The sequence below is a fragment of the Pseudomonas sp. HLMP genome (assembly GCF_046365545.1).
Taxonomy (GTDB): Bacteria; Pseudomonadota; Gammaproteobacteria; order Pseudomonadales; family Pseudomonadaceae; genus Aquipseudomonas; species Aquipseudomonas guariconensis_B.
In genome coordinates, this window is sequence record NZ_JBDLLR010000001.1 from 1970659 (window position 1) to 1995064 (window position 24406).

Consider the following 24406-nt stretch of genomic DNA (forward strand, 5'->3'; position numbering starts at 1 on the left):
CCCAGCTTACTTGGACAGATAGCGCATCCCGTCTTCCAACCCTTGCAAGGTCAGCGGATACATCTTGTCCTCGACCAGCTCGCGCACCAGGTGCGTCGAAGCCGTGTAGTCCCACGTCTGTTTCGGGTACGGGTTGATCCAGATGATCTTGCGGAATTTCTCCATGAAGCGCTGCATCCACACGTACCCGGCTTCCTCGTTCCAGTGCTCGACGCTGCCGCCCGGCTGGGTGATCTCGTAGGGCGCCATGGCCGCGTCGCCGACGAACACCACCTTGTAGTCGTCGCCGTACTTGTGCAGCAGGTCGAAGGTCGAGAAGCGCTCGGAGGTGCGGCGCAGGTTGTTCTTCCACACCGACTCGTAGATGAAGTTGTGGAAGTAGTAGTACTCCAGGTGCTTGAACTCGGTCTTGCAGGCCGAGAACAGTTCCTCGCAGACCTTGACGTGGGCATCCATGGAGCCGCCGATGTCGAACAGCAGCAACAGCTTGACGGTGTTGCGCCGTTCCGGGCGCATCTGGATGTTCAGCAGGCCCGCATCGCGCGCGGTGTGGTCGATGGTGCCGTCGATGTCCAGCTCTTCGGCTGCGCCTTCACGGGCGAACTTGCGCAGGCGGCGCAGGGCCAGCTTGATGTTGCGCGTGCCCAGCTCGACCTGGTCGTCGAGGTTCTTGTACTCGCGCAGGTCCCACACCTTGACCGCCTTGCCCTGGCGCTTGCCGGCATCGCCCACGCGGATGCCCTCGGGGTTGTAGCCGCCACTGCCGAACGGGCTGGTACCGCCGGTGCCGATCCACTTGTTGCCGCCGGCGTGGCGTTCCTTCTGTTCCTCCAGGCGTTTCTTGAATGCCTCGATCAGCTTGTCCAGCCCGCCCAGGGACTGGATCTGCGCGCGCTCCTCGTCGCTCAGCGAACGTTCGAACTCCTTGCGCAGCCAGTCCTCGGGGATCAGCGCCTGCAGGTGCCGGTCGAGGTTCTCCAGGCCCTTGAAGTAGGCGGAAAAGGCCCGGTCGAACTTGTCGAAATGCCGTTCGTCCTTCACCAGGATGGCCCGGGCGAGGTAGTAGAACTCGTCCATGTCGGCGAACACCACGCGCTGCTGCAAGGCATTGAGCAGGTCGAGCAGTTCGCGCACCGACACCGGCACCTTGGCCGCGCGCATTTCGTTGAACAGGTTGAGCAGCATGGCCGGCTCCTGTCAGCGGTTGCCGCGCCGGCTCATGAAGGCCAGGCGTTCGAGCAACTGCACGTCCTGCTCGTTCTTCACCAAGGCGCCGGCCAGCGGCGGAATGGCCTTGGTCGGATCGCGCTCGCGCAGCACCGCCTCGCCGATGTTGTCGGCCATCAGCAGCTTGAGCCAGTCGACCAGCTCGGAGGTGGAGGGCTTTTTCTTCAGGCCCGGCACCTTGCGCACGTCGAAGAACACGTCGAGCGCTTCGCTGACCAGCGACTGCTTGATGTCGGGGAAGTGCACGTCGACGATGCGCTGCAGGGTGTCGCGGTCGGGGAAGGCGATGTAGTGGAAGAAGCAGCGGCGCAGGAAGGCATCGGGCAGCTCCTTCTCGTTGTTGGAGGTGATGATGATGATCGGGCGCTGCTTGGCCTTGATGGTCTCGTCGATCTCGTAGACGTAGAACTCCATCTTGTCGAGTTCCTGCAGCAGGTCGTTGGGGAACTCGATGTCGGCCTTGTCGATCTCGTCGATCAGCAGGATCACCCGCTCGTCGGCCTCGAAGGCTTCCCACAACTTGCCCTTCTTCAGGTAGTTGCGCACGTCGTGGACTTTGTCCACGCCCAACTGCGAGTCGCGCAGGCGGCTGACCGCGTCGTACTCGTAGAGGCCCTGGTGGGCCTTGGTGGTGGACTTGATGTGCCAGGTGATCAGGCGGGCGCCGAAGGCGGCGGCGAGCTGTTCGGCGAGCATGGTCTTGCCGGTGCCCGGCTCGCCCTTGACCAGCAGCGGGCGTTCGAGGGTGATGGCCGCGTTTACCGCCAGTTTCAGGTCGTCTGTGGCGACGTAGTCGCGGGTGCCTTCGAACTTCATGGATCTGTCCTCTGCGGGGTGTCTGTAGCGGCCCTATCGCCGGCAAGCCGGTACAGGCAACACATGTTCGTGATTTGCCACCGACTATAACGCGGGGCTGGGCAGCTGGAAACGCAGACCGGGTATTCAGTCGCTGAATGCCCCGTCACGCTCGCTCAGTCGGCATCCGGCGGCGGCTGCTCGTAGCGTGCGTTGAACGCCCGGATGAACCCATTGCGCAGGATCTGCAGGAATGCCTCGAAGGCGCTGATGTTTTGCTGGTGCACGCTGCCGCTGAGCTCCACGCGGGTGGCGAACTGGTTCTTCGGCTGGTTCTTGAGCACTGTCTCGCTGGCCCCGACCAGCGCTTCCCACACCGAGCGGAAGAAGCCCTTGTCCTTGTCCTGCACGTCCTGCTGCCAGTTGAACACGTCGACGTCACGCAGCAGCGGCTTGATGTAGCCGTCGAGCCGGCCGTTCTCGGCCTGGGCCTCGATCACCAGGTCGCCATGCCCGGCATTGAAGTCGAACTTGCCATAGGCACTGGCGAAATCGTTGAGGCGACGCAGTTCGATGCCGGTCGCGCGCAGGCGCAATTGGAAGTCGTCGAAATCACTGAACGGGTCGAAGATGGCGCGGCTTTCGACCTTGGCGTCGCCCAGCAGCACGGCGCTGGCGTCGAAGCTGGCGTCGCGCCGGCCTTTTTCGTCGCGCACGTTGGTCAGGTTACGGATGCTGGCATCGAGCCGGGTCGCCTTGAGGTCGACTGGCGGCTTGGAGGTGAAGTTGCGAAAGGTCAGGGTGCCATCGTCGATGCGCACGTCGTTCAGGGTGATCGGCACGAGCTTTTCCAACTGCTGGCGCCAGTCGGTGCCCTGGCCGGTCTGGGAGTGTTGCTTGTCGCCGCCGTCGACGAAGTTCAGCACGGGGCGCACGAAGGCCACCTCGGCCACCACCGCCTGGTCGTACCACAGGGCGTGCCAGCTTACCGACAGGTCGATCAGGGGCGCATCGAGCAACGGTACTGGCACCTTGCCGGTGGTCTTGACGATCTCCAGGCCATTGATCTGGTAGGCGCCGCGCCACCAGGCCAGGTCCACGTCGACGATTCGGCCGTGGTAGTCGCCCATGTCGGCCAGCTTGTCGTTGAGGTAGTCGCGCACCAGGTAGGGCAGGGCCAGGTGCAGGGCCACCAACAGCACGAGCAGGCTGGCCAGGCCGACCAGTGGCCAGCGGTAGCGACCTTTCATCGGCAGGCTCTCCTTTGCGGGGGTGTCCGGTTGACCGTGGGGCGCTTCGCCGAGTTCGAACGGGCTTTACGCCCCCCATGGGCAGGCTTACCCTTGAGGCTTTCCCTGCTCCTTCATGTTCAAGGACCCTTGCCATGAGCCGTATCTACGCAGACAACGCCCATTCCATCGGCAATACGCCCCTGGTGCAGATCAACCGCATCGCCCCGCGCGGCGTGACCATCCTGGCCAAGATCGAAGGGCGCAACCCGGGCTATTCGGTCAAGTGCCGGATCGGCGCGAGCATGATCTGGGACGCCGAGAGCAGCGGCAAGCTCAAGGCCGGCATGACCATCGTCGAGCCGACCTCGGGCAATACCGGCATCGGCTTGGCGTTCGTCGCCGCGGCCCGTGGCTACAAGTTGATCCTGACCATGCCGGCCTCCATGAGCCTGGAGCGGCGCAAGGTGCTCAAGGCCCTGGGCGCCGAGCTGGTGCTGACCGATCCGGCCAAGGGTATGAAAGGGGCGATCGAGAAGGCCAACGAGATCGTCGCCGCCGACCCGGGCCTGTACTTCCTGCCGGGCCAGTTCGACAACCCGGCCAACCCGGCGATCCACGAGAAGACCACCGGGCCGGAGATCTGGAACGATACCGACGGCGCGGTGGACGTGCTGGTGGCCGGGGTGGGCACCGGCGGTACCATCACCGGTGTGTCGCGCTACATCAAGCACACCCAGGGCAAGTCGATCCTGTCGGTGGCGGTGGAGCCCGTGGCCTCGCCACTGATCAGCCAGACCCTGGCCGGCGAGGAGCTCAAGCCCAGCCCGCACAAGATCCAGGGTATCGGTGCCGGTTTCGTGCCGAAGAATCTGGACCTGTCGCTGGTCGACCAGGTCGAGACCGTCAGTGACGAGGCGTCCAAGGCCATGGCCCTGCGCCTGATGCAGGAGGAGGGCATCCTCTGCGGCATCTCCAGCGGCGCGGCGATGGCCGCGGCGGTGCGCCTGGCCGAGAAGCCGGAGATGCAGGGCAAGACCATCGTCGTGGTCCTGCCGGACTCCGGCGAGCGCTACCTGTCGAGCATGCTGTTCGCCGACCTGTTCACCGAGCAGGAGAATCAGCAATAAGCTCCAAGCTGCAAGTGGCAAGAAAGAGCGGTTCGGCGCAGGGCCTGCTCTTTACTTGCCGCTTGCAGCTCGAGGCTTGAAAGCCCCCGCCACTGATCCGGCGCAATGTCCGGCAGCCTCGTTTGTTGCAAAATGCTCAACACTGCGCTCCGGCCTCGGTTGTTTTTACCGGGGCCGGATGGGTTTATGATGTCCGGCTATCCGGGATGGCCAGATTTCCCCTGCAAGGAGTGTTGCATGACCTTTTCCTTTGTCGCCAAGGCAGGTGTCCTGCTGGTGTTCTTCGGCAGCGTCCTGTTCGTGCACCTGCGCGGCAAGGCGCGACTGCCCGTGCTGCGTCAGTTCGTCAACCATTCGGCGCTGTTCGCCCCCTACAACAGCCTGATGTACCTGTTTTCCGGCGTGCCCTCCAAGCCCTACCTGGACCGCCAGCGCTTCCCCGAGCTGGACGTGCTCAAGGACAACTGGGAAGTGATCCGCGCGGAGGCCATGCGCCTGTTCGACGAGGGCTACATCCGTGCCGCCGAGAAGGACAACGACGCCGGCTTCGGCTCGTTCTTCAAGAAAGGCTGGAAGCGCTTCTACCTGAAGTGGTACGACAAGCCGCTGCCCTCGGCCGAAGTCCTGTGCCCCAGGACCGTCGAGCTGGTCAGCCGCATCCCCAACGTCAAGGGCGCCATGTTCGCCCTGCTGCCCGGCGGCAGCCACCTGAACCCGCACCGCGACCCGTTCGCCGGCTCCCTGCGCTATCACCTGGGGCTGTCCACGCCGAACTCGGACAACTGCCGCATCTACGTCGACGGCCAGCCCTACGCCTGGCGCGACGGTGAGGACGTGATGTTCGACGAGACCTACGTGCACTGGGTCAAGAACGAGACCGACGTGACCCGCGTGATCCTGTTCTGCGATGTCGAGCGCCCGCTCAGCAGCCCGCTGATGACCCGCATCAACCGCAAGGTCAGCGCCTTCCTCGGCCGTGCCACCGCGCCGCAGAACACCGATGACGAGCGCGTGGGCGGGATCAACCAGGCGTACGCCTGGAGCAAGCGCTTCAGCAACAAGATCAGTGGCCGCGTGAAGCAGTTCAAGCGGGCCAACCCCAAGGCCTATCGCGTGCTGCGGCCGGTGTTGGCGGTGGTGGTGGCGTACCTGCTGTATCGCTGGTTGTTCTGAGGTCATCGTCATTTGGGGCCGCGAAGCGGTCCCAAGAATGACGAATCACCGCGATCCTGCTTGTCCGGCAATGATTCCATCGCTATAGTTGGATCCATTCACTTCTCCGAAGACCTGTTCATGCCAGCCATCCCTTCCACCACCGCCGTCGTCCTCGCGCCTGTCGCGGGCATGGTCGTGCGTGGCAGCCAGCAGCCGGTCATGATCAGTCACTACCCACCACCTGTCAGTGGCGTCGTAGGCGGCGTAGCTCCGCCTCCTCGCGCAGTGGTGCTGGGCTGAGCGGCTTCTGGCCGTCTGCCCGCGCACGCGCAACCTACTGAACACGGTCGGCTACTTCCCTCGCTAACGCGACAGCCCGCCGTTCGGCTCATTTGCCCGACTACAGGTGGCAATACATGTCTGTCTTTTCCAAAGCATCCGTGGCCTCGGCGGCCACCACCAGCCTGTTCGTCCTGCTGTGGAGCAGCGGGGCGATCGTCTCCAAGCTCGGCCTGGCCCAGGCCAGCCCCTTCGCCTTCCTCCTGCTGCGCGCAGCCCTGGCGCTCGCCGGCCTGCTGCTGATCGGCCCCTTGCTCGGGCTGCGTTGGCCGCGTGGTCGGGGCGCGATCCTGCGCGCCCTGGGCACCGGCTGCGTGCTGCTCGGCGCCTACCAGATCTTCTACCTGCTGGCGCTCGACACCCACGTCACCCCTGGCGTCATGGCCACGGTCATGGGCGTGCAACCGATCCTCACCGTGGTGCTGATGGAGCGCCAGCGTTCCTGGAGCCGGCTGTTCGGCCTGGGGCTGGGGCTCGCCGGGCTGGTGATGGTGGTCTACCAGGGCATCAACCTGGGCGGGGTATCCCTGGCCGGGATGCTGTTCGCTTTGCTGGCGCTGGCCTGCATGACCTTTGGCTCGATCCTGCAGAAGCGCATCACCGATAACCCGATGGGTACCCTGCCGCTGCAATACCTGGCCGGGTTCGCCCTGTGCGCAGTGTTCGCGCCGTTCCAGGCGCTGCACGTGCAATGGAGCACCAGCTTCGTCGGTGCGCTGTTGTGGATGGGGCTGGTGGTATCGCTGCTGGCGACCCTGCTGCTGTACCGGTTGATCGCGCGGGGCAACCTGGTCAACGTCACCAGCCTGTTCTACCTGGTGCCGGCGGTGACCGCGGTGATGGACTACCTGATCTTCGGCAACCGCCTGGCGCCGCTCAGCCTGCTGGGGATGGGGCTGATCGTGGTGGGCTTGCTGTTCGTGTTCCGCAAGCCGGCGCAGCGGCTTGGCGAGGTGGAGCAGGCGGGATAGGCCCCTTGGCGGGCAACTCGTCGAGCTAGCTCAAGGCCCTGTGGGAGCGGGCAAACCTGCTCCCACAGGGGCCGAGGCGATCACTGAGGGTGCGATTGGCGGCCTCAGAAGTAATAGCCAATGTTGATGTTGGTCCGGTAATACCAGTCGTTGCTGCCGATGGAGTCGGTACTGGTCCAGCCGGTGCCGTTCTCCGCGCCGCCGAAGGGGTTGGCGTTCCTGGCCCAGGTCAGGTCGACCCAGGCCATGATCGGCATGGCGAGGAACTGCGCACCGACGGTGATCATCTGCGAGTCGTCCCAGCCGCTCTTGTCCTTCATCATCCGGCTGTAGTCGGTATACACCTTGATTTTCTTCAACTGGCCCAACCTGGGGGTGAAGATGTCGTAGCCGACGTTGAGCGAGCCGAGGGTGGCCTTGGAGGCGATCAGGTAGGCCGGGGTCAGGCCGTTGCCGCCCATCAGCACCGCATCGTCGCTGACCCCCTCGGGGTTTTTCGGATCGTATTCGTAGCGGATGGCCTGGCCGGTCACGGTCCAGGGGCCGGCGTTGACGATCGCATGCACGCCGCCGGCCCAGTAGTCGCCATCGTCGTGGGTGGTGGCGTTGTAGAGTTCGGCGGCGGCCAGCGATGCGCCGATCTCGGTTTTCCAGCCCTCGCCAGTGAAGGTCCTGGCTACACGGGCATTGACCTGGTTACGTTTCTCGTTGTCCTGGCGTGAATGGATGAAGGGCACGGCATTGTCGTCGAGGTCGGCATAGCGGCCCACTTCCGGCGAGTAGCGGATGCCCGACGGCAGCATGCGTGGGAAGTAGCCCAGTTGCAGGTCCCAGTCGCTGTCCTTGTAGCTGTACTTCAGGCCCGTACCGGCACTGACGCCATAGCCCATGAAGAACGGAATGTGATAGCTCCAACCGAACTGTGGGTAGGGTTCCAGGCCGAACGGCTTGAACGGTGCGCCCAGTTGCAGGTTCGAACGGGCATCGAAGCGATAGCCGATGTAGCCACGGTCGATGGAGCGCTTGCCATCGTCCTGGAACCAGTAGCCGACATCGCTGAACAGGCGCTTGTGGCTGGCCTGGACATCCAGGCGGAAGGTGTCGAAGAGAAAGCGCCCGTTGTTCTCGGTGGTGTCCCAGTGTTCGTCCCGGTAGTTCACCCGCAGGGCGCCGCCGATATCCAACGAGCTCTCGCCGTCGTCGCTGCGCCAGGCGATGTGCGGGAACGGCTTTTTCACCGCAGGTGGTTGGTCTGGCGCCGCGGGGCCAGGCTCGGAGGCGAACGTGGCGCAACTGCCGATGATCAGGCCCAGGCTTATCACATACTTGTTCATATCGATGCCCCACAAGGTTGAGCAGTTTCCGCTGGCGACACCGATCCCTGCCTTGAATCAGGCATTCAATGGGAAGTTGGCGTGGCAGGCGGCGGACTGGAAGGGTTGGGTTTTTATTGTTTTATATATGACACGCTGTTTGAACTATGAATTCGGGAAAGAAATAGCAGAAACCGTGCCAGTGGGGTGGTGTGTTCTGTTTTCTGAAAAACAAATATAAATCAGTTATTTATATTTGGAACGTGCTGGTTCGTGCCGTATTTGGAACGCTTGGAAAGAACGTAACAAGGCGGTGCCGTTGTTGTGCATCCAAAGTGCACAATGAACGCTAATGGGGCACTTGGTGTTTTGCCGGCGAATAAATAGCAGGCTCTTCAAGTCATTGGATGGGCAAAAAAAGGCCGACACTTTCTGGTCGGCCGAATGATGCGCTTTGAGCTTATTCAAAGGCTGGCGTTTTCTTGAGACTCCGGCACCCCGATCGATTAAAGGTCGAGCACCAGCCGTCGGCTCTTGCAGCCGGACACGCACACCATCATCGAGGTGTTCGCAGCCCGTTCGGCCTTGGTCAGCACCCCGTCGCGATGGTCGATGTCACCTTCCAGCACCCGGGTCTCGCAGGAGCCGCAGACGCCTTCGCGGCAGCTGTACTCGACATCGCACCCCGCCTCGAGCAGCACATCGAGCAGGTTCAGCCCAGGTTCCACGGCGAGGGTCTTGCCAGACTTCTTCAGTTCGACGCTGTAGCTGTCCTGGGCATCTTCCGAGGGCGGCAGTTCGGCGGCGGTGAAGCGTTCGATGTGGGCATGCGGGTAGCCGAGGCTTTCGCAGGTGCTTTCGAAGGCGTCGAGCATCGGCGTCGGGCCGCAGCAGTAGAAATGCGTGTCGCTCGGCTGGCCGGCCAGGTAGCTGGCCAGGTTTGGCACGGCGTCCTTCTCGTCGTTGAAGTGGTAGACCACCTTGGCGTCGAGGCCGCTGAGTTCCTCCAGCAGCGCTGCTTCCTTGCGCGAGCGGGCGCAGTAGATCAGCTCGGCGGATTTCCCCAGGGCCAGCAACTGGCGGAACATGCAGTAGATCGGCGTGATGCCGATACCGCCGGCCACCAGCACGCTGTGGCTGGCCTGTGGATCGAGGGGGAAGTTGTTGCGTGGTGGCGAGATGTTCAACTGGGTGCCGACCCGCAGTTGCTCGTGGACGAACTTCGAGCCACCGCGGCTGTTGCGGTCGCGCAGGATGCCGACCACATAGCGGCCCTTGTCGCTCGGCGAGTTGAGCAGCGAGTAGCTGCGCACCAGGCCATTGGGCAGGTGCAGGTCGATGTGCGAGCCGGCTTCGAACGGTGGGAACACGGTATCGCCCCAGGGACGCAGTTCGACGCTGAGGATGCCTTCGGCTTCATGGCGCAGGGTGTGGACCAGCGCGGTGAGGGTAGGGGTGTTGGACATCGGTCACCTCGATGGCGCAGTGCGCAAGTCAATGTCGAGCCGGGCGCTGGCTTCGATTTCCACCAGCAGTTCTGGAAACACCAGGGCACTCACTTCGACGAGGGTGGAGGTGGGGTAGCAGGCGAACCCCTCGAAGAAGTCGCGGCGGGCACGGCCAACGGCGTCCTTGTCGGCGATCCGGGTGACGTACACCGTCAACCGGTACAGGTTGCCGACATGCCCGCCGGCGGCCTCCACCAGCGCCTTGGCCTTGCCCAGCACCTGCAGGGTCTGGGCGTAGGCATCCAGCGGCGCGCCGGCTTCGGCGGCCTGGCGCGTCGCCGGGTGGGCGGTCATGCCGGACATCACCAGCTCGTTGCCGATCAGCAGGGCGTTGGACCAGCTGGCCGTGGCCAGCTCGTCCAGGCCCGGGGCCTGGATTCGCTGTACGGCCTGGTTCATAGCTGTTTCGCTTCGATCAGGGCCAGTTGCTCCTTGGCCTTGCCCTTGAGATAGCGGCGCAGGCGCACCACGCCCAGGTCATGCTGGTAGAGGTTCTCGCGCTGGTTGGCGTCGGGCTCCATGAATTCCAGCAACACCCGGTCCTGCTCCAGCACCGCCCAGTGGCGGGCTTCCAGGCGGTTCTTGTAGAGGAAGCGCCAGGTGTCGCGCTGCCAGCCGGTCAGCGGCCGCGCGCGCCAGTGGAACACGGCGGACAGGGCGCGGCTGCTGGGGGTGTAGCTGCCGATGATGGTGAAGTTGCCGCCGGGGCCGCCGGTCTTGGGGTAGGGGATCTCCAGGCGCAGCCAGTGGCAGCCGTTGTCGAGGAATTCGGTCCAGTCGAAGTTGACCCCGCGCTGGCCTTCCTTTTCGAAGAAGAAGCCCTGCTCGGTGTCGCGGGTGACGAACTTGGCGGTGGCTTCGCCTTCGCTCATGGAGTGCGACATCTTGTGCAGGTAGGTCCCGTGCATCGGGTCCATGACGTTGTCCAGCACGTAGCGGTAGTCGCCCTTCCACTCGGTGTAGCAGAGGAAGCTGCTCCATTCGGGGGAGGTCAGTTGCTCGGGCAGCACCAGCTCTGGCGGTGTTTCCAGGTGTGGGTCGGTGGCGTTGAACAGGAAGATCGCCCCCGCTGCCTCGCGGGTATGGAACATCCGCGTCGGGCGGCTGCCTTCGAGCTTGCAGCCGGGGCTGCCAGGCACCTTGACGACGATGCCGTCGCAGCGCACTTCGACGCCGTGATACGGGCATTGCAGGCGGTCGCCCAACACCGGCCCCTGGGACAGCGGCGCGCCACGGTGGGGGCAGTGGTCCTCGAGGGCATGGACACTGCCGTCGTTGTCGCGCCACAGGGCGATCTTGTAGCCCAAGCGGCGGATCGAGACGGGCTTTTCGCCCAGCAGTTCCGACGGCAGGACCGGGAACCAGAGATCTTTCAGGCCATTGGCCAGGTGTTGCTCAACAGGGTCGACGGTTACGTGCATGTTCATCTTGTTCTACCTCCGGTGGGTCATTCGCCCAGCCGAGCCATCAGGGTTTTATAGGCGTCCTCGGTCCACTCTCCGGTGGTCAGCGGGCAGGGCGGGCCGGCCAGGTTCAGGTGCGCCAGCAGCTCGCCCAGCTCGGTCACGCCACTGCCGTAGGCGCGCTCGATGGAATCGCCGAGCAGGTCTTCGAATGGGGTGTTGGGCCGTTTGCGGGCCTGATGGGGTTGCAGGTAACGCTCGGTATCGCTCATGTCATTGGCCTCCATTGCGGACCCGTTCGCGGATCGTTTCGCGGACCGGGACAAAGTCGTACGTCGGGTAGCATTCGGTGCGGAACACGCCCCAGGCGGCGCGTTCCAGTTCCACATTGACCTTGCTCAGCAGGCTCGGTGGCAGGCGCAGGGTGACGATCTGGCCCAGGCCCATGGCCACGGTCCAGGACACCACCTCCACGCCCTCGGGCGGAAAGCTGTCCCACCAGCCCACCTGCTTCATGTGGCCCTGGATCTGTTCCAGGTTCTTCGACTGGTCGTGCCGCAGCACCACCGTCAGCAGCATCGATTCGCTCATGGCTTGCCCTGCTCCTTGGCCTTGTCGGTGAGGAACTTGCCTTGCGGCGCCTCGACATGCTGCTGGCGCCGGGTATGGCCATCGATGCCGCCGGCGATCGCCCATTCGGCGAACACCGTCGGCCCTGGCTCGAATTCCCGGGGTTGCCAGTCGCCGGTCAGTTGGTCCTCGTCGGCGTAGTACTCGACCAGCGCACCGGCCGGGTTCTTGAAGTACCAGAAGAACGCCGAGGACACCGGGTGGCGGCCTGGGCCGATCTCGGTGCTCCAGCCGCAGCGGGAGATGTGCATGCCGCCGCCGAACACCTCGTGCAGGTCGCGCACGGTGAAGGCCACATGGTTGAGCCCGGCGCGTGGCGCCGGCAACTGCAGCATGAACAGGTCGTGGTGGCCGCCTTCCTCGGCGGTGCGCAGGAAGGCGCCGCGATTGGGGTAGCGGTCCGAGGCCTGGAAGCCGAAGCGCTCGTGGTAGAAGGCCTCGCAGGCATTGACGTCCTTGACGAAGAACACCACGTGGCCGACTTCGATGGGCGTGGCACGCTCGTAGACCGGCGCGGGCTTGTTGATCCGGCCCTTGACCTGCCAGGTGTTGTGGCCGCTGCACTCGATGTCCAGCGGGCGTTTGCGGGTGACCTGCAGGCGGATCGCCAGGCCGTTGGGGTCGGTGCAGCCGATGCGGCCGTCGCCCTCGACGAAGCCCGGGTCATTGGCGATGCGCTGGCTGTACAGCGCCAGGTCTGCCTCGCTCTCCACGCCCCAGACCACCTCGCGCACGGTCGAGCCCGGCTCGATGGCCGGCGGCAGGCCGGGCTTGTCGAGGTGGGCGAGCACCACCCGGCAGCCGTTGAGGGTTTCGAAGATCACTTCGTCGGCTTGCTCGCTGACCTGGGTCAGGCCCCAGTCGGCGAAGAAGCGCACGCAGGTGTCCAGGTCTTCCACACCGTAGGTGACTTCGTCGATGCCCAGTACGCTCATGGCCTTGCCTCCACACCGGCCCAGGCCAGTGGTTGTTGGTTCATGCCCCAGTAGAGGCTTTTCTGTTCCATGTACTGCAGGATGCCGAGCCGGCCCTTTTCCCGGCCCAGGCCGCTGTCGCGCCAGCCGCCGAACGGGGTCGAGATGGAGAACTGCTTGTAGGTGTTGATCCACACCGTGCCGGCCTGCAGCTTGCGACCCAGGGCCCAGGCGCGCTTGTAGTCGCGGCTCCAGATCCCGGCGGCGAGGGCGTACAGGCTGTCGTTGGCCTGCTCGACCAGTTCGGCCTCGCTGTCGAAGGGCATGGCCACCAGCACCGGGCCGAAGATTTCCTCCTGGCAGACCTGCTGGTGGTTACCCAGGCCTTCGAGGATGGTCGGTGGGTAGAAGTAGCCCTGGTCGAAGAGGCCGCCGCTGGGGCGTTCGCCACCCAGGCGCAGGCGGCCGCCTTCGGCCAGGCCGAGGGCGACGTAGCGCTCCACGGATTCACGGTGCGCGGCACTGATCAGCGGGCCCATCTGCGTACCTTCGTCGGCCGGGTCGCCCAGGCGCAGTTGCGCAGCGGCGGCGACCAGGCGCTGCATGAAGGGTTCGTACAGGGAACGGGCGACGAACAAGCGCGAGCCGGCGATGCAGGCTTCGCCGGAGGAGCTGAAGATGCCGTACAGCACCCCAGCCACGGCGTGGTCCAGGTCGGCGTCGTCGAGGACGATGGTCGGTGACTTGCCGCCCAGCTCCAGGGACACCGGCATCATCTTGTCCGCGGCGATATGGGCGATGTGCTTGCCGGTGCGGGTACCGCCGGTGAACGATACACGCTTGACCAGCGGATGCCGGGTCAGCGCGTCGCCGAGCAGCGAGCCCTTGCCTGGCAGCACGCTGACCAGGCCCTTGGGCAGGCCGGCGTCCTCGCAGATGCGCGCCAGTTGCAGGGCCAGCAGCGGGGTGATCTCGGCCGGCTTGATCACCACGGCGTTGCCGGCGGCCAGGGCCGGGGCGACTTTCTGCGCTTCGCTGGCGATCGGCGAGTTCCACGGGGTGATCGCCGCGACCACGCCCATCGGTTCGTACACGCTCATGCTGACGAAGTCGCCGCGCGACGGGGTGATGGTTTCCTCCAGGGTTTCGCAGGCGGCGGCGAAGAACTGGAAGGTGCCGGCGGCGCTGGCCACCAAGGCACGGGTTTCATTGATCGGCTTGCCGTTGTCCTGGCGTTGCAGCTGGGCCAGTTCCTCGCTGCGCTGGCGGATCGCCTCGGCGATGCGGTAGAGCACGGCGGCGCGTTCGTGGGGCTTGCGCTGGGCCCAGCCACTGTTGAGAAAGGCCTGGTGGGCGCCTTGTACGGCGAGCTCGACATCCTCGAGGCTGGCGGCGTTGAGCCAGGCCACCGGCTCGCCGGTGGCCGGGTAGCAGGTGGCGTAGCGCTCGCCGCCGCCCAGGCGCCAGGTACCGGCGACGCAGATGGGTAAGGTCTGTTCCAGAGTCATTGGCAGTCCCCTAGATGGAAATGGCGTGGGCATGGTTGCCCAGGGCCCGGACCACGCTGTAGACGGTCAGGGCCGAGGTTTTCGGGTTGGCCTGCAGCGGCTTGCCGCGCAGGCTCATCTCGAAGCCGCCGAAGGCGCCACGGGCTTCGAAGTGATGGACGTTGTCCTCGCTGTGCGGGTCGGCGACCAGCGTCACCCGGGTACGGTCCAGGCCCAGGCCGGCCAGCGACAGGGTGGCGGCGACGTTGGCGTTCTTCGGGTACAGGCGCGCCGCTTCGCGGGCGCTGCCTTCGAAGATCACCGTGGCCTCGCGCAGGCTGTCCAGGTCGCAGACCTGCTCGGCCGGGGTGTTCTTCCAGGCCCGCGCCGGCTTGCGCCCGGTGTAGTCGACCGAGTCCAGGCCGCCGACCTTGGCCGCCGACAGGGCGTCGATGCCGCCGATGGCGCCGGGCAACAGCTCGATCCGCGTGTTGCCACGGGCCGCCGCCGCTTCCAGGCGTTCGACCAGGCCGACCTGCGACAGTGCGCCGACCGAGACGATCAGGCAGGCGATGCCGCGCTCCAGGGCCGGCAGCACGTGTTCCTCGATGGCCCGGTGCCCGGCGCACTCGACCAGCAGGTCGGGGCGGGCGTCAGCCGGCAAGGCGGTGAGCACTTCGGGCGGCTGGCGGAAGCTGCCCAGGCGCTGGCGTACCAGGTCTTCGGAACCGGCCGAGGCGATGACCGCATCGACGCACAGTTGCGGGTCCTGCTCCAGCAGTTCGAGCACGCCAACGCCGATGGCGCCGCAGCCGATCATGGTGATATGCAACATGGCAGGTTCCTCAGGCCGTGGCCTTCTGGGCCTTGGTTTCGCTGTTGGGCGGGCCGGCGAACTGGGTGGCGAAGCTGCCGACGCTGAGCATGTCCACTTCCAGCAGGAAGGGGCCGCTTTCGCCCAGGGCACCTTCGAGCACCGGGCCGAAGTCCTTCAGGTCGCGGACCAGGCCATGGCGCAGGCCGATGGACTCGGCGAGCTTGGCGTAGTCCGGGGTGTGCAGCTCGACATAGGCATGGCGGGCACCGTAGATGGCGTCCTGGATGTTGCGGATCACCCCGTAGCGTTGGTCGTTCATCAGCAGGATCACCACGTTGGCGTTTTCCTGCACCAGGGTCGCCAGTTCGCCCAGGTTGAGAATGAAGCCGCCGTCGCCGGCCAGGGCGAAGACCTTGCGCCCGGGCGCTGTTTCCGCCGCCGCCACCGCCGCGCCGATGCCCATCGCCAGCCCCTGGCCGATACCGCCGCCCAAGGCATGCACGCCGGCCAGCGGGTGGTAGAGGTTGAGCAGGCGGTTGCCCCAGATGCTGTTGGACAGGGTCACGTCGCGCACCCAGGAGAAGTTGCGCCCGGTCAGGCCCTGCAACTGTTCGACCATGGCCGAGTAGGGGCCGAGGTCGGCGACCAGTTGCGCCCGCGCCTGTTCGCGCACCGCCTTGAGCTCGGGCAGGAAGTTCGGGTCGATGCGCAGACGGCCTTGCAGGCGGTCGGCCAGGCCGTCGAGGGCCAGCGCCGAATCGCCGCAGATGAACAGGTCGCTGGGGTAGCTGCGGCCTTCGATGGCTGGGTTGGCGTCGATGCGCAGGGTGGTGCGCGGCAGCTTCAGGGCGTACTTGAAGGTCTCGTTGCTGCGCAGGCGTGAGCCGGCCACCACCAGGGCGTCGCAGGTCTGCATGAAGCCTTCGACCAGTTTGTTCTGCGAGAAGGCGCCCAGGCAGCGCTCGTCGTCTTCGTTGACCACGCCACGGCCCTGGGTCGAGGTGATCACGCCCACGCCCATGTCCAGCAGGCGCTTGACCTGTGGCCCGGCGTGGCGGGCGCCGCCGCCGAGCCAGAGCAGCGGGCGAGTGGCCCCGGCCAGGCGCTCGGCGACCAGGTCCAGGGCTTCGGCGGCGGGCACCGCCACCGGCACCGGCAGCGGCGACAGGTCGCTGGGCATGGGGATGAGGGTGGACTGGATGTCGATCGGGATTTCCACGCTGACCGGGCCGGTGGGCGCGGTCAGGGCGGTCTGCACCGCCAGCTTCAGGGTGCTCAGTGCGGTCTCCACGCTGCGCACGCGGAAGGCGGCCTTGGACACGGCCTTGAGCATGGTGAGCTGGTCGCGGGCCTCGTGGATGTAGGCCAGCTCCTGGTCCAGGTAGGGTGTCTCGATCTGCCCGGTGATGTGCAGCAGCGGGGTGCCGGCGGTCAGCGCCTCGACCATGGCCCCGGCAGCGTTGCCGGCGGCCGTGCCGGTGGAGGTCAGGCACACGCCCAGGCCGCCGGTGGTGCGGGCATAGGCATCGGCCATGTTGGTGGCGCCGGCTTCGCCGCGGGCCATGACGAAGCGGATGTTGCCGCGCACGGCGAAGGCATCGAGGATCGGCATGTTGTGGATCGAGATCACACCGAACGCGGCCTTGACCTCGCATTGCTCGAGAAAGGCGGTGATGACGGCGCCGACGGTGACAGTGTTTTCATTACGCATGGCGGGACAGGCCTCCGGATACATCGATATGGCTGCCAGTGGTGTAGGCCGACAGGGGCGAAGCCAGGAACAGGATGGCTTGGGCCGCCTCTTTGGGCAGGCCCAGGCGACCCAGGGGAATGTGTTTGCGTTGGGCCAGGCGGGCGGTCCATTGGGCCCAGTCCAGCTCGCGTTCTTCGCGGGCCTCGAAGCGTCGGCGCCATTGCCCCGACTCGACCAGGCCGATGAGGATGCCGTTGACACGGATATCGTGTTCGGCGAATTCGAAGGCCATCGAGCGCACCAGGTTCTTCAGCCCCGCACGGGCGGCGGAGGTGGCGACCATGTGCGGCTCCGGCTGGCTGGCCAGCAGCGAGTTGACGCAGACGATGGAGGCGCCGGCCTGGCCCTGCAGCTGGGTCATGAAGGCACGTACCGGATGGATCACCGAGAAGAACTTCAGGTGCAGCTCGTCGTTCCACGCCTCGTCGCTGGTGTCGGCGAAGGTCGAGACCCGGCCTTGCCCGGCGTTGTTGATCAGCACCTGGGCCGGGCCGAGCGCGGCCAGGCTGGCTGCGGCGAAGGCCTGCACCGAGGCGGGGTCGAGCACATCGCAGACCTGGGCCAGCAGGCGGGCTTCGGGGAAGCGTTCGCGCAGGCTGGCCTCGGCGCTGCGCAGGCGCTCGGCGTTGCGCCCGCAGAAGGCCACCCGGGCGCCAGCCTCGAGCAGCAGCTCGACGCAGGCAAGGCCGATGCCGGAAGAGCCGCCGGTGACGATGGCGGTGCGCTCATGCAGTTGGTAGAGGTTCATTTCAGTCCCTCATCAACGCGGTGACACGGCCTTGGCCGCTGTGGGGCGTGTAGTTGAGCAGCCTGGACAACTCGTCGGCGCTGCCACGGACCTGGCCGAGCAGGTTGTCGAAGTTGATGTGGTTGACCTGCACGGTGGGGATGGTCACCCCCAGGGCGGCGACCACTCGGCCACTGGCGTCGCGCACGGGGGCGGCGACGGTGGAGATGGTCGACTCGAAGAAACCTTCGCCGCTGACATAGCCGCGCAGGCGATCGGCCTGCACCAGGTCGAACAGCTCCAGCACGGTTTTCGGGGTGCACGGCGAGTGCTGCTCCAGGTGTTCTTCCGGGTACAGCTCGCGCAGCTCGGCCAGACTCAGGTCGGCCAGGAGGATACGCCCGAGCACCGTGGCATGGGCGGGCAGGCGGGTGCCGACGGTGACGGCGGTGGAGAACACCGAGGGCGGCGAAACCTTGGCCACGTAGACGATCGAGCGACCGTCGCGCACCACCAGGTTGCTCGGGTAGTTCAGGCGGTCGCACAGGTGGGCCAGCAGCGGCTGGCCCAGTTCGGTCAGCTCCAGCGACGCCAGGTATTCGAAGCCCAGGCGCAGCACCGACATGCCCAGGCGGTACTCGTTGCCGCTGCGGGTGACGAAGCCCATGGTCTCCAGGGTGGTCAGCAGGCGGAAGATGGTCGAGCGGGGCAGCGCCAGGCGCCGGGCCAGCTCCGGGGCGGTCAGGGTACGGTTCTGCCGGCTGAATTCGCACAGCAGCAGCAAGCCGCGCTCGAGGCCAGGGACGATGTACTTGTCCTGGTTGTCTTTCAACGAATCCGTATCGTTCATAGCACAGTACCTGTGGGGGAAGCGTCCAGTGCCAGGGCCAGGCGCCCGGTCACCGCATCGGGTTGTTCGATGGCGCAGGCATGGCCGGCACCGGCAATCAGGGTGAAGGGCGCGTCGAAGGCGTCGGCCACGGCCTGGCAGTCTTCGGGTCGGGTGATGCCGTCGGCGCTGCCGCAGTGCACTTCGCAGGGCACGGCCTGGCGGCTGTAGCGCAGCAGATGGTCGCCGCACAGCAGCTCGACCGCCTGGCGGTAGCCGTGCGCGTGCAGGTGCGCCATGTTCCACTGCACCCAGGCCAGGGCCGTGGCGCTGGCCGTCGCCGAGAGCATGTGTGCGCTGCGTGCCTGGGCCATGCGGGCGATGCCCAGGCGCTGCAGGTTGTCCAGCCGCTTGGCGCGTACCGCCCGGCCTTGCTCGGCCAGTTCAGGCGCGCCGTAGCCACGGGCCGGGCTGAGCAGCACCAGGCGGCTGACCCGGCCAGGCTGGGCTTGGGCGAAGGCCGCCGCGGTCAGTGCGCCCAGGGAGTGCCCGACCAGCACGCAACGCTCGATGTCCAGGGCGTCGAGCAACTGCTCCAGGCGCCGGGCGTAGTCGCAAGCCTTCGGTGCGGCCATCGGCAAGGGCGCGGACTGGCCATAGCCGGGGGCGTCCCAGGCGATGACCCGCGCCCGCTGGCCCAGCGCCAGGGCCACCTGCAGCCACGACGCGGCGCCCGAGCCGATGCCGTGCAGCAGCACGATGGCCGCGCCGCTGCCCGCCTCGCGCACGGCCTGCGGGCCGTCGTCCAGGCCCAGCACGCGTTCGGCGAAGCCGTGCTGCAGTTGCCGCAGCAACGGCGCGACGGGATTGTCGATGACCGGGTCCATGGCTCAGCCGCGCTTGATCGAGGCCAGCGGGTGGGCTGGCGGATAGGTCGGGGTCACGGGTTTCTTGGCACCGAGCATCACGCACATCAGGGCGTCTTCGTCGCCGATGTTGATCTCCTCGCGGTAGACCCCTGGCGGTACCGAGATCAGGTCGCGGTCGGTGAGCACGGTCTCGAAGCGCTCGCCGTCCTTCTCGATGATCACCTTGAGCTTGCCGCGCAGCACGAAGAACACTTCCTCGACGTCGGTGTGCAGGTGGGGCGGGCCTTCATGGCCGGCCGGGATGACCATGGTGGAGAAGGTGAAGTGCTCGGAGGGGATGGTGTTCATGTCGCTGCTGACACCGGTGCCGCCGGTGCCCACGTAGCGCATCTGCGCACGGCGGAACTTGGGGTCGTAGTCGGCCTGGAACTTCAGGGCATCCCAGTCGTAGCGGCGGGTCTCGTAGCGGGCGATGCGCGTCTGCATCCAGCCGGCCAGATCGGTCCCGGCGGGTTGTTCCCAGGACTTGGGGGCGTCGTGTTGGGCAGAAAGGTCGGTCATGGTCTTCTCCTTGCTCAGGGCATGACGAACCCGCCGTTGACCGGCAGGGTTTGTCCAGTGATGAAGCGCGACAGGTCGGACAGGGCGAACAGCACGGCGCCACTGACGTCGTCGGGCAGTTGCGGGCGCTGGATGGCCCGTTGTTCGGTGTACAGGCGGTGACGGGCCTCGGGCACGTAGGCGGTGGCCTCGACCAGCACCAGGCCGGGGGCGATGGCATTGACGGTGATGTTGTCGTTGCCCAGCTCGCGGGCCAGGCTGCGGGTCATGGCGATGACTGCACCCTTGCTGGCGACGTAGGCCAGCAGGTTCGGCGCGCCCCACAGCGGGGTGTCGGAGGCCAGGTTGATCACCGCCCCGCGACCGCTGGCACGTAGGGCCGGCAGGCAGGCACGGGTCATCAGCCAGGTGCCGCGGACGTTGACCTGCATGACCTGGTCCCAGGTCTCGATGTCCAGCTCCTCGCAGCTCTTGCCGCCGGAATTGGTGATCGAGGCGTTGTTGACCAGGCCGTCGAGGCCACCCAGGCGCTTGACCGTGCGCTCGACGCAGGCGTCGATGGATGCGGGGCTGGCCAGGTCCAGGGTCACGCCGCTGACGTCCAGGCCCTGGGCCGACAGGTCGCAGGCGGCCTGTTGCACACGCCCGGCGAGCACATCGGCGATCACCACGCGGGCACCGGCCTGGGCGATGGCCTGGGCGAAGGCGTAGCCCAGGCCCCTGGCGCCACCGGTGACCAGCACCCGGCGGCCTGCGAGCAGGTTGTTGAAGGTACTCATCATTGGCTACTCAGCATGGCTTTGGGGAGGTAGTGCAGGACCCGCTTCTCGGCCCAGACCACCGCGCCGTAGGCGAGCACGCCGATCAGGGTGAGCATGACGATGGCGACGAACACCCCGGCGGTGTTGCCCTGGCCTTCGGCGTCCACCAGCAGGAAGCCCAGACCCTGGTTGCCGCCGACCAGTTCGCCGACGGTCACCCCGATCACGGCCAGGGTCGAGGCGATGCGCAGCCCGGAGAACAGCGCGGCCATGGCCGAGGGGAACTCCACCAGGCGGAAGATCTGCCAGCGGCTGGCGTTCATGGTGCGCACCAGGTTGATCATGTCCGGGTCGACCGTGCGGATGGCCGAGAGCACGTTGATCATCACCGGGAAGAACACGATCAGGATGGCGATCAGGATCTTCGGGTAGATGGTGTAGCCCAGCCACATCACGAACAGCGGGGCGAAGGCCACCTTGGGGGCGATCTGCAGGGCCAGGATGTACGGCGAGAGCATGGCCTCGGCCGAGGGCGAGAGGCCCAGCGACACCCCGATCATCACGCCCAGCAGGGCGCCCAGGGCGAAGCCGACGATGATCTCGAAGGCGGTGATCAGGGTGTGCTGCAGCAGGTTGCCGGTCTGCCACATCAGCTGGCTTTCCTGGGCGACGCGGCTGAGCTGCGGCATGACGAACTCGGGCATGCCGAGCAGCCCCGGACCCCACTGCCAGACCACGAGGAAGAGGACCAGCAGGGCGACGCTGCCGAGCACGGAGGTGTTGAGGTTTCTCATCGGGCGATTACCTTGGTTGCGTTGGCCGTCACTTGGCCGCGGTATTGGTTTCGATGAACTGGTTGCTGTAGAGCTCGTCGAGCGCTGGCGCCTTGGTCACGATGCCTTCGCTGACATAGAACTTGCGCACCGTGTCCAGGCGTGCCGGGTCGATACGGCCGAGCACCGGCTGATCGGCGTAGACGTGCTGCACGTAGAGGCGCAGGGTCTTCTCCAGCGAGGCTTCCTTGCCGGCGTAGGCCGGTACGGCGCGGGCGAAGGTGGCGGCGGCGGCCTTCGGGTCCTGAATGATGTCGCGCATGCCCTGCAGGGTGGCCTGGACCACGCCACGGACCACGTCGGGGTGCTCGGCGATGGCGTCGTCGGAGGCGAGGATGGCCTGGGCCATGCTCTCGAAGATCTGCTCGCGGGGGATCAGTTCGAGCTTGACCCCGGCCTCCTCGGCGTTGACCACCCAGTCCGGCACGGCGGCCATGGCCTGGGACTTGTTCGCCGAGAACAGTTGCCAGACACCGGACGGGCCGGCGGCCTGGATGTCCACATCGTTCTTGCCCAGGCCGGCCTTGCGCAGCGAGGCGAGCAGGGCGTAGTAGGTGGTGTCGGAATAGGACATCACGGTCAGGGTCTTGCCTTTGAGCTGGCTCACCGAGCGGATGTGTTCGTCGGCGTTGGTGGCGATCATGGTGACCCCACCGCCCCCGAGCACGGCCACGGCGCGCACCGGGATGCCATTGGCGCGCACGATGATCGGGGTATCGCCGATGGCACCGCCGACCATGGCATTGCCGGCGCCGATCTGCTTGGCCACATCGACGCCGCCCTTGGCGGCGATGAAGGTGACGTCCAGCTCGCGGTCGCTGTAGTAGCCCTTTTCCTTGGCGATGATCCAGGGGGCGAAGGCCGGCGAGCTGGGCGGTGCCGGCAGCAGGTAGGTGACCTTGGTCGGCTCGGCGCTGGCCTGCAGGGCCAGGCCCAGGCCGAGGGCCAGCAGGGAGGTTGGTGCCAGGCGCTTGAAGAATGACGTGAACATGCGTACTCCTGAGTCGGTGGATGGGCCGTTGGGTGCGTTGCTCAATGCAGCTCGGTGTCTTCGCCGACTTTCAGCAGCTCCATCAGGCGCCCGGCCAGGGGGCCGATCTCGGGCAGCTTGCGGCGCTCCAGCGGGTTCTCGCGAAACGGCAGGTCGATTTCGATTTCTTCGATGATGGTGCCGGGGCGCGCGCTCATGACCAGCAGGCGGTCGGACAGGGCGATCGCCTCGACCAGGTCGTGGGTGATGAACAGCGCGGTCTTCTTCTCTTCGAACAGCATCCGTGCCAGGTCCTGCTGCAGGATCATCTTGGTCTGGGCGTCGAGGGCCGAGAACGGCTCGTCGAGGAACAGCACCTGCGGGTCGATGGCCAGGGTGCGGGCCAGGGCGGCGCGCTGGCGCATGCCACCCGACAGCTGGAACGGGTAGTGGTCGGCAAAGCCTTGAAGGTGGCAGCGTTTGAGCAGATCCTCGGCGATCGGCTGGCGCTTGGCGGCGGGCATGCCCTGGATCTCCAGGCCCAGTTCGACATTGCGGCGGATGCTGCGCCAGGGCATCAAGAGGTCTTTCTGCAGCATGAAGGCGACCTTGGACACCGGGCCGTTCACCACCTCGCCACCGACCCGCACCTCGCCCTCGCTGGGGCGGTACAGGCCCGAGCCCATGTTGAGGATGGTGCTCTTGCCGCAGCCGGATGGGCCGATGATCGACACCACTTCGCCACGGCGGATCTTGAAGTTCACGCCACGGATGGCGAAAGGCGCTTCGGGCTGGCCTTTGGCCTTGAAGCATTTGCCGACGTTGTGAAACTCGATTTCCGTCGGTGCCGGGGCGTCCTGGGGGGATGGGGTATCCCAGCGCTGGGCAATTGCGTACATCTCTTTCACAGCCATTGGGGAGCTCTCTGGTCTGTTTTATAGGTGGTACGCCGTTTAGTGCATGAACAATGCCAGGTAGCTGAATGCGCCTGTTTAATTGAAAAAGTGCTTGTTTATTAATGGCTTGAAGGGATTCGGCAAAAAACGCTGCGTTTTATATATGGAACGCGGTTTTCTATATGGCACGAAATTGCACAGCGGCAGGGCACGGCAAAATGAAGGTGCGAAGAAGAAGGGCGTTTCTGGTAACGGTGTAGGAAACAACGTTACGTAATTGTTTCAGGGGTGAAACCGGGGCGCTGCGGTGTGGCCTCTTTGGGGCTGCTTTGCAGCCCCGCTGCCAGCAGCCGACCTCAAGCCCGCGAGGGCCGCAGCACCAGCCACAACGCCAGGCCAATCAGTACGCCACCATACAGGTGCGCCATCGACAGCGGCTCGTCCAGCAGCCATGCCCCCCACAGCACGCCGAACACCGGGATCAGGAAGGTCACGGTACTGGCTTTGACCGGCCCGATCTCGCCCAGCAAGCGGAAGTACAAAATGTAGGCGAACGCCGTGCACAGCAGCCCCAGGCCCAGCAGCGACGACCACACCTCCCAGCCGCCCCAACTGGCCGGCGGCTGGCTCAGGGCGCTCCAGGCGAACAGCGGGGTCAGCAGCAGGGTGGCGCCGAGCATGCTGCCCAGGGCCGACAGGCGGCTGTCCAGGCCGCTGACCCAGCGCCTGGCCAGGTACCCGGCGAAGCCGTAGCAGGTGGTCGCTGCCAGGCAGGCCATGGCCCCTTGCAGCAAGGCCAGGTCCAGGGCGACCGGGCCGGCGCCGCTGAGGATGCCGACGCCGAACAGGCCGAGGAAGATGCCGCAGAGCTTGGCCAGGGTCATCGGCTCGCGGAAGAACAGCGTGCCGATCAGCACGCCCATCAGGGGCGTGGTGGCATTGAAGATCGCCGAGTAGCCGGCCGGCAGCACCTGGGCCGCCACCGAATAGAAGGTGGCGGGGATGCCCGAGTTGATCATGCCCAGCACCAGGCAGGCGCCGAGCTTACCGTCGAAGTGCCAGGGAAGGCGCGCGGCGGCGAGGATGGCCATCAGCCCCAGGCAGGCGATCGACACCCGGAAGAATGCGGTCGGCACCGTGCCGAGCTCCGGGGCGATGATGCGCATGAACAGGAAGCTCGCGCCCCAGACGGCGGCAAGGGTCAGCAGGCGGGCGAGGGCGATGGGGCTCACAGCGGTCTCCGGTGGCAAGGCAGGGGCGCGAGTGTACGCCACGGTGGAGGGGCGTTT

Annotated in this window: 26 protein-coding genes; 4 read left to right on the top strand and 22 right to left on the bottom strand. The window is 66.0% G+C overall.

The annotated features are described in order from the left end of the window. Positions 1–6: 6 nt before the first annotated feature. The 3 genes from ABFA30_RS09275 to ABFA30_RS09285 all read right to left on the bottom strand — a co-directional run bounded on the left by ABFA30_RS09275 (position 7) and on the right by ABFA30_RS09285 (position 3272). Positions 7–1185 carry a vWA domain-containing protein gene (locus ABFA30_RS09275; protein WP_225789832.1) on the bottom strand — a complete coding sequence of 393 codons (1179 nt, stop codon included), beginning with the start codon at positions 1183–1185 and terminating at the stop codon, positions 7–9. Between the two features lie 12 nt (positions 1186–1197). Next, positions 1198–2043, bottom strand: coding sequence for an AAA family ATPase (locus tag ABFA30_RS09280; protein WP_225789831.1), 846 nt, complete (start codon positions 2041–2043; stop codon positions 1198–1200). Positions 2044–2198: 155 nt separating this feature from the next. Continuing rightward, positions 2199–3272: a DUF748 domain-containing protein gene (locus tag ABFA30_RS09285; protein WP_225789830.1), complete on the bottom strand. Its 1074-nt coding sequence runs from the start codon at positions 3270–3272 to the stop codon at positions 2199–2201. 134 nt (positions 3273–3406) lie between these two features. Here ABFA30_RS09285 and cysK point away from each other — a divergent pair, with 134 nt between their 5' ends. From cysK to ABFA30_RS09305, 4 genes are all read left to right on the top strand, one after another. After that, positions 3407–4381, top strand: a complete 975-nt coding sequence (gene cysK / locus ABFA30_RS09290; protein WP_225789829.1) for a cysteine synthase A — start codon at positions 3407–3409, stop codon at positions 4379–4381. Positions 4382–4618: 237 nt separating this feature from the next. Then, positions 4619–5554 (top strand): aspartyl/asparaginyl beta-hydroxylase domain-containing protein, encoded by a 936-nt coding sequence (locus ABFA30_RS09295; protein ID WP_225789828.1) that lies wholly within the window; start codon positions 4619–4621, stop codon positions 5552–5554. 120 nt (positions 5555–5674) lie between these two features. After that, positions 5675–5836: a hypothetical protein gene (locus ABFA30_RS09300; RefSeq protein ID WP_225789827.1), complete on the top strand. Its 162-nt coding sequence runs from the start codon at positions 5675–5677 to the stop codon at positions 5834–5836. 116 nt (positions 5837–5952) lie between these two features. Next, entirely contained in the window at positions 5953–6846 is an 894-nt protein-coding gene (locus tag ABFA30_RS09305) for a DMT family transporter (RefSeq protein ID WP_225789826.1), read from the top strand. A 104-nt stretch (positions 6847–6950) separates the two neighbouring features. Here the strand turns inward: ABFA30_RS09305 and ABFA30_RS09310 are convergent, their stop codons facing one another. The 19 genes from ABFA30_RS09310 to ABFA30_RS09400 form a co-directional block, all read right to left on the bottom strand. Beyond that, positions 6951–8180: a hypothetical protein gene (locus tag ABFA30_RS09310; RefSeq protein WP_253080889.1), complete on the bottom strand. Its 1230-nt coding sequence runs from the start codon at positions 8178–8180 to the stop codon at positions 6951–6953. Positions 8181–8665: 485 nt separating this feature from the next. Next, positions 8666–9625 carry a PDR/VanB family oxidoreductase gene (locus ABFA30_RS09315; RefSeq protein ID WP_225789824.1) on the bottom strand — a complete coding sequence of 320 codons (960 nt, stop codon included), beginning with the start codon at positions 9623–9625 and terminating at the stop codon, positions 8666–8668. Positions 9626–9628: 3 nt separating this feature from the next. Continuing rightward, positions 9629–10066 carry a Rid family hydrolase gene (locus ABFA30_RS09320; RefSeq protein ID WP_225789823.1) on the bottom strand — a complete coding sequence of 146 codons (438 nt, stop codon included), beginning with the start codon at positions 10064–10066 and terminating at the stop codon, positions 9629–9631. Further along, positions 10063–11094, bottom strand: a complete 1032-nt coding sequence (locus ABFA30_RS09325) for a Rieske 2Fe-2S domain-containing protein (RefSeq protein WP_410045362.1) — start codon at positions 11092–11094, stop codon at positions 10063–10065. Before ABFA30_RS09325 ends, ABFA30_RS09320 begins: the two co-directional genes overlap by 4 nt. Positions 11095–11114: 20 nt before the next feature. Further along, positions 11115–11342 carry a recombinase-like helix-turn-helix domain-containing protein gene (locus tag ABFA30_RS09330; protein WP_225789821.1) on the bottom strand — a complete coding sequence of 76 codons (228 nt, stop codon included), beginning with the start codon at positions 11340–11342 and terminating at the stop codon, positions 11115–11117. 1 nt (position 11343) lies between these two features. Further along, the gene (locus ABFA30_RS09335) at positions 11344–11661 is read right to left on the bottom strand and encodes a hypothetical protein (protein WP_225789820.1); all 318 of its coding nucleotides are present in this window, start codon (positions 11659–11661) and stop codon (positions 11344–11346) included. Next, entirely contained in the window at positions 11658–12635 is a 978-nt protein-coding gene (locus ABFA30_RS09340; protein WP_368815665.1) for a VOC family protein, read from the bottom strand. The genes ABFA30_RS09335 and ABFA30_RS09340 overlap by 4 nt, the downstream gene beginning before the upstream one ends. Continuing rightward, positions 12632–14122: an aldehyde dehydrogenase gene (locus ABFA30_RS09345; RefSeq protein WP_253080892.1), complete on the bottom strand. Its 1491-nt coding sequence runs from the start codon at positions 14120–14122 to the stop codon at positions 12632–12634. Before ABFA30_RS09345 ends, ABFA30_RS09340 begins: the two co-directional genes overlap by 4 nt. Positions 14123–14132: 10 nt before the next feature. Beyond that, on the bottom strand, positions 14133–14936 hold the full coding sequence (locus tag ABFA30_RS09350; RefSeq protein WP_225789817.1) for an aspartate dehydrogenase: 804 nt from the start codon (positions 14934–14936) through the stop codon (positions 14133–14135). A 10-nt stretch (positions 14937–14946) separates the two neighbouring features. Then, on the bottom strand, positions 14947–16629 hold the full coding sequence (locus tag ABFA30_RS09355; protein ID WP_225789816.1) for a thiamine pyrophosphate-binding protein: 1683 nt from the start codon (positions 16627–16629) through the stop codon (positions 14947–14949). Further along, on the bottom strand, positions 16622–17419 hold the full coding sequence (locus ABFA30_RS09360; protein ID WP_225789815.1) for an SDR family oxidoreductase: 798 nt from the start codon (positions 17417–17419) through the stop codon (positions 16622–16624). The genes ABFA30_RS09355 and ABFA30_RS09360 overlap by 8 nt, the downstream gene beginning before the upstream one ends. Position 17420: 1 nt before the next feature. Further along, the gene (locus ABFA30_RS09365) at positions 17421–18248 is read right to left on the bottom strand and encodes an IclR family transcriptional regulator (RefSeq protein ID WP_225789814.1); all 828 of its coding nucleotides are present in this window, start codon (positions 18246–18248) and stop codon (positions 17421–17423) included. After that, a complete protein-coding gene (locus ABFA30_RS09370; protein WP_410045363.1) occupies positions 18245–19114 on the bottom strand; it encodes an alpha/beta fold hydrolase in 870 nt (289 codons plus the stop codon). The genes ABFA30_RS09365 and ABFA30_RS09370 overlap by 4 nt, the downstream gene beginning before the upstream one ends. Positions 19115–19117: 3 nt before the next feature. Next, on the bottom strand, positions 19118–19657 hold the full coding sequence (locus ABFA30_RS09375; RefSeq protein ID WP_225789812.1) for a cupin domain-containing protein: 540 nt from the start codon (positions 19655–19657) through the stop codon (positions 19118–19120). A 14-nt stretch (positions 19658–19671) separates the two neighbouring features. After that, positions 19672–20439, bottom strand: a complete 768-nt coding sequence (locus ABFA30_RS09380) for an SDR family oxidoreductase (protein ID WP_225789811.1) — start codon at positions 20437–20439, stop codon at positions 19672–19674. Next, entirely contained in the window at positions 20436–21212 is a 777-nt protein-coding gene (locus tag ABFA30_RS09385; protein WP_225789810.1) for an ABC transporter permease, read from the bottom strand. The genes ABFA30_RS09380 and ABFA30_RS09385 overlap by 4 nt, the downstream gene beginning before the upstream one ends. A 28-nt stretch (positions 21213–21240) precedes the next feature. Further along, positions 21241–22242: an ABC transporter substrate-binding protein gene (locus tag ABFA30_RS09390; protein WP_225789809.1), complete on the bottom strand. Its 1002-nt coding sequence runs from the start codon at positions 22240–22242 to the stop codon at positions 21241–21243. A gap of 41 nt (positions 22243–22283) precedes the next feature. Next, positions 22284–23120 (bottom strand): ABC transporter ATP-binding protein, encoded by an 837-nt coding sequence (locus ABFA30_RS09395; RefSeq protein ID WP_225789852.1) that lies wholly within the window; start codon positions 23118–23120, stop codon positions 22284–22286. Between the two features lie 353 nt (positions 23121–23473). Next, positions 23474–24349, bottom strand: coding sequence for a DMT family transporter (locus ABFA30_RS09400; protein WP_410045364.1), 876 nt, complete (start codon positions 24347–24349; stop codon positions 23474–23476). Positions 24350–24406 lie beyond the last annotated feature (57 nt).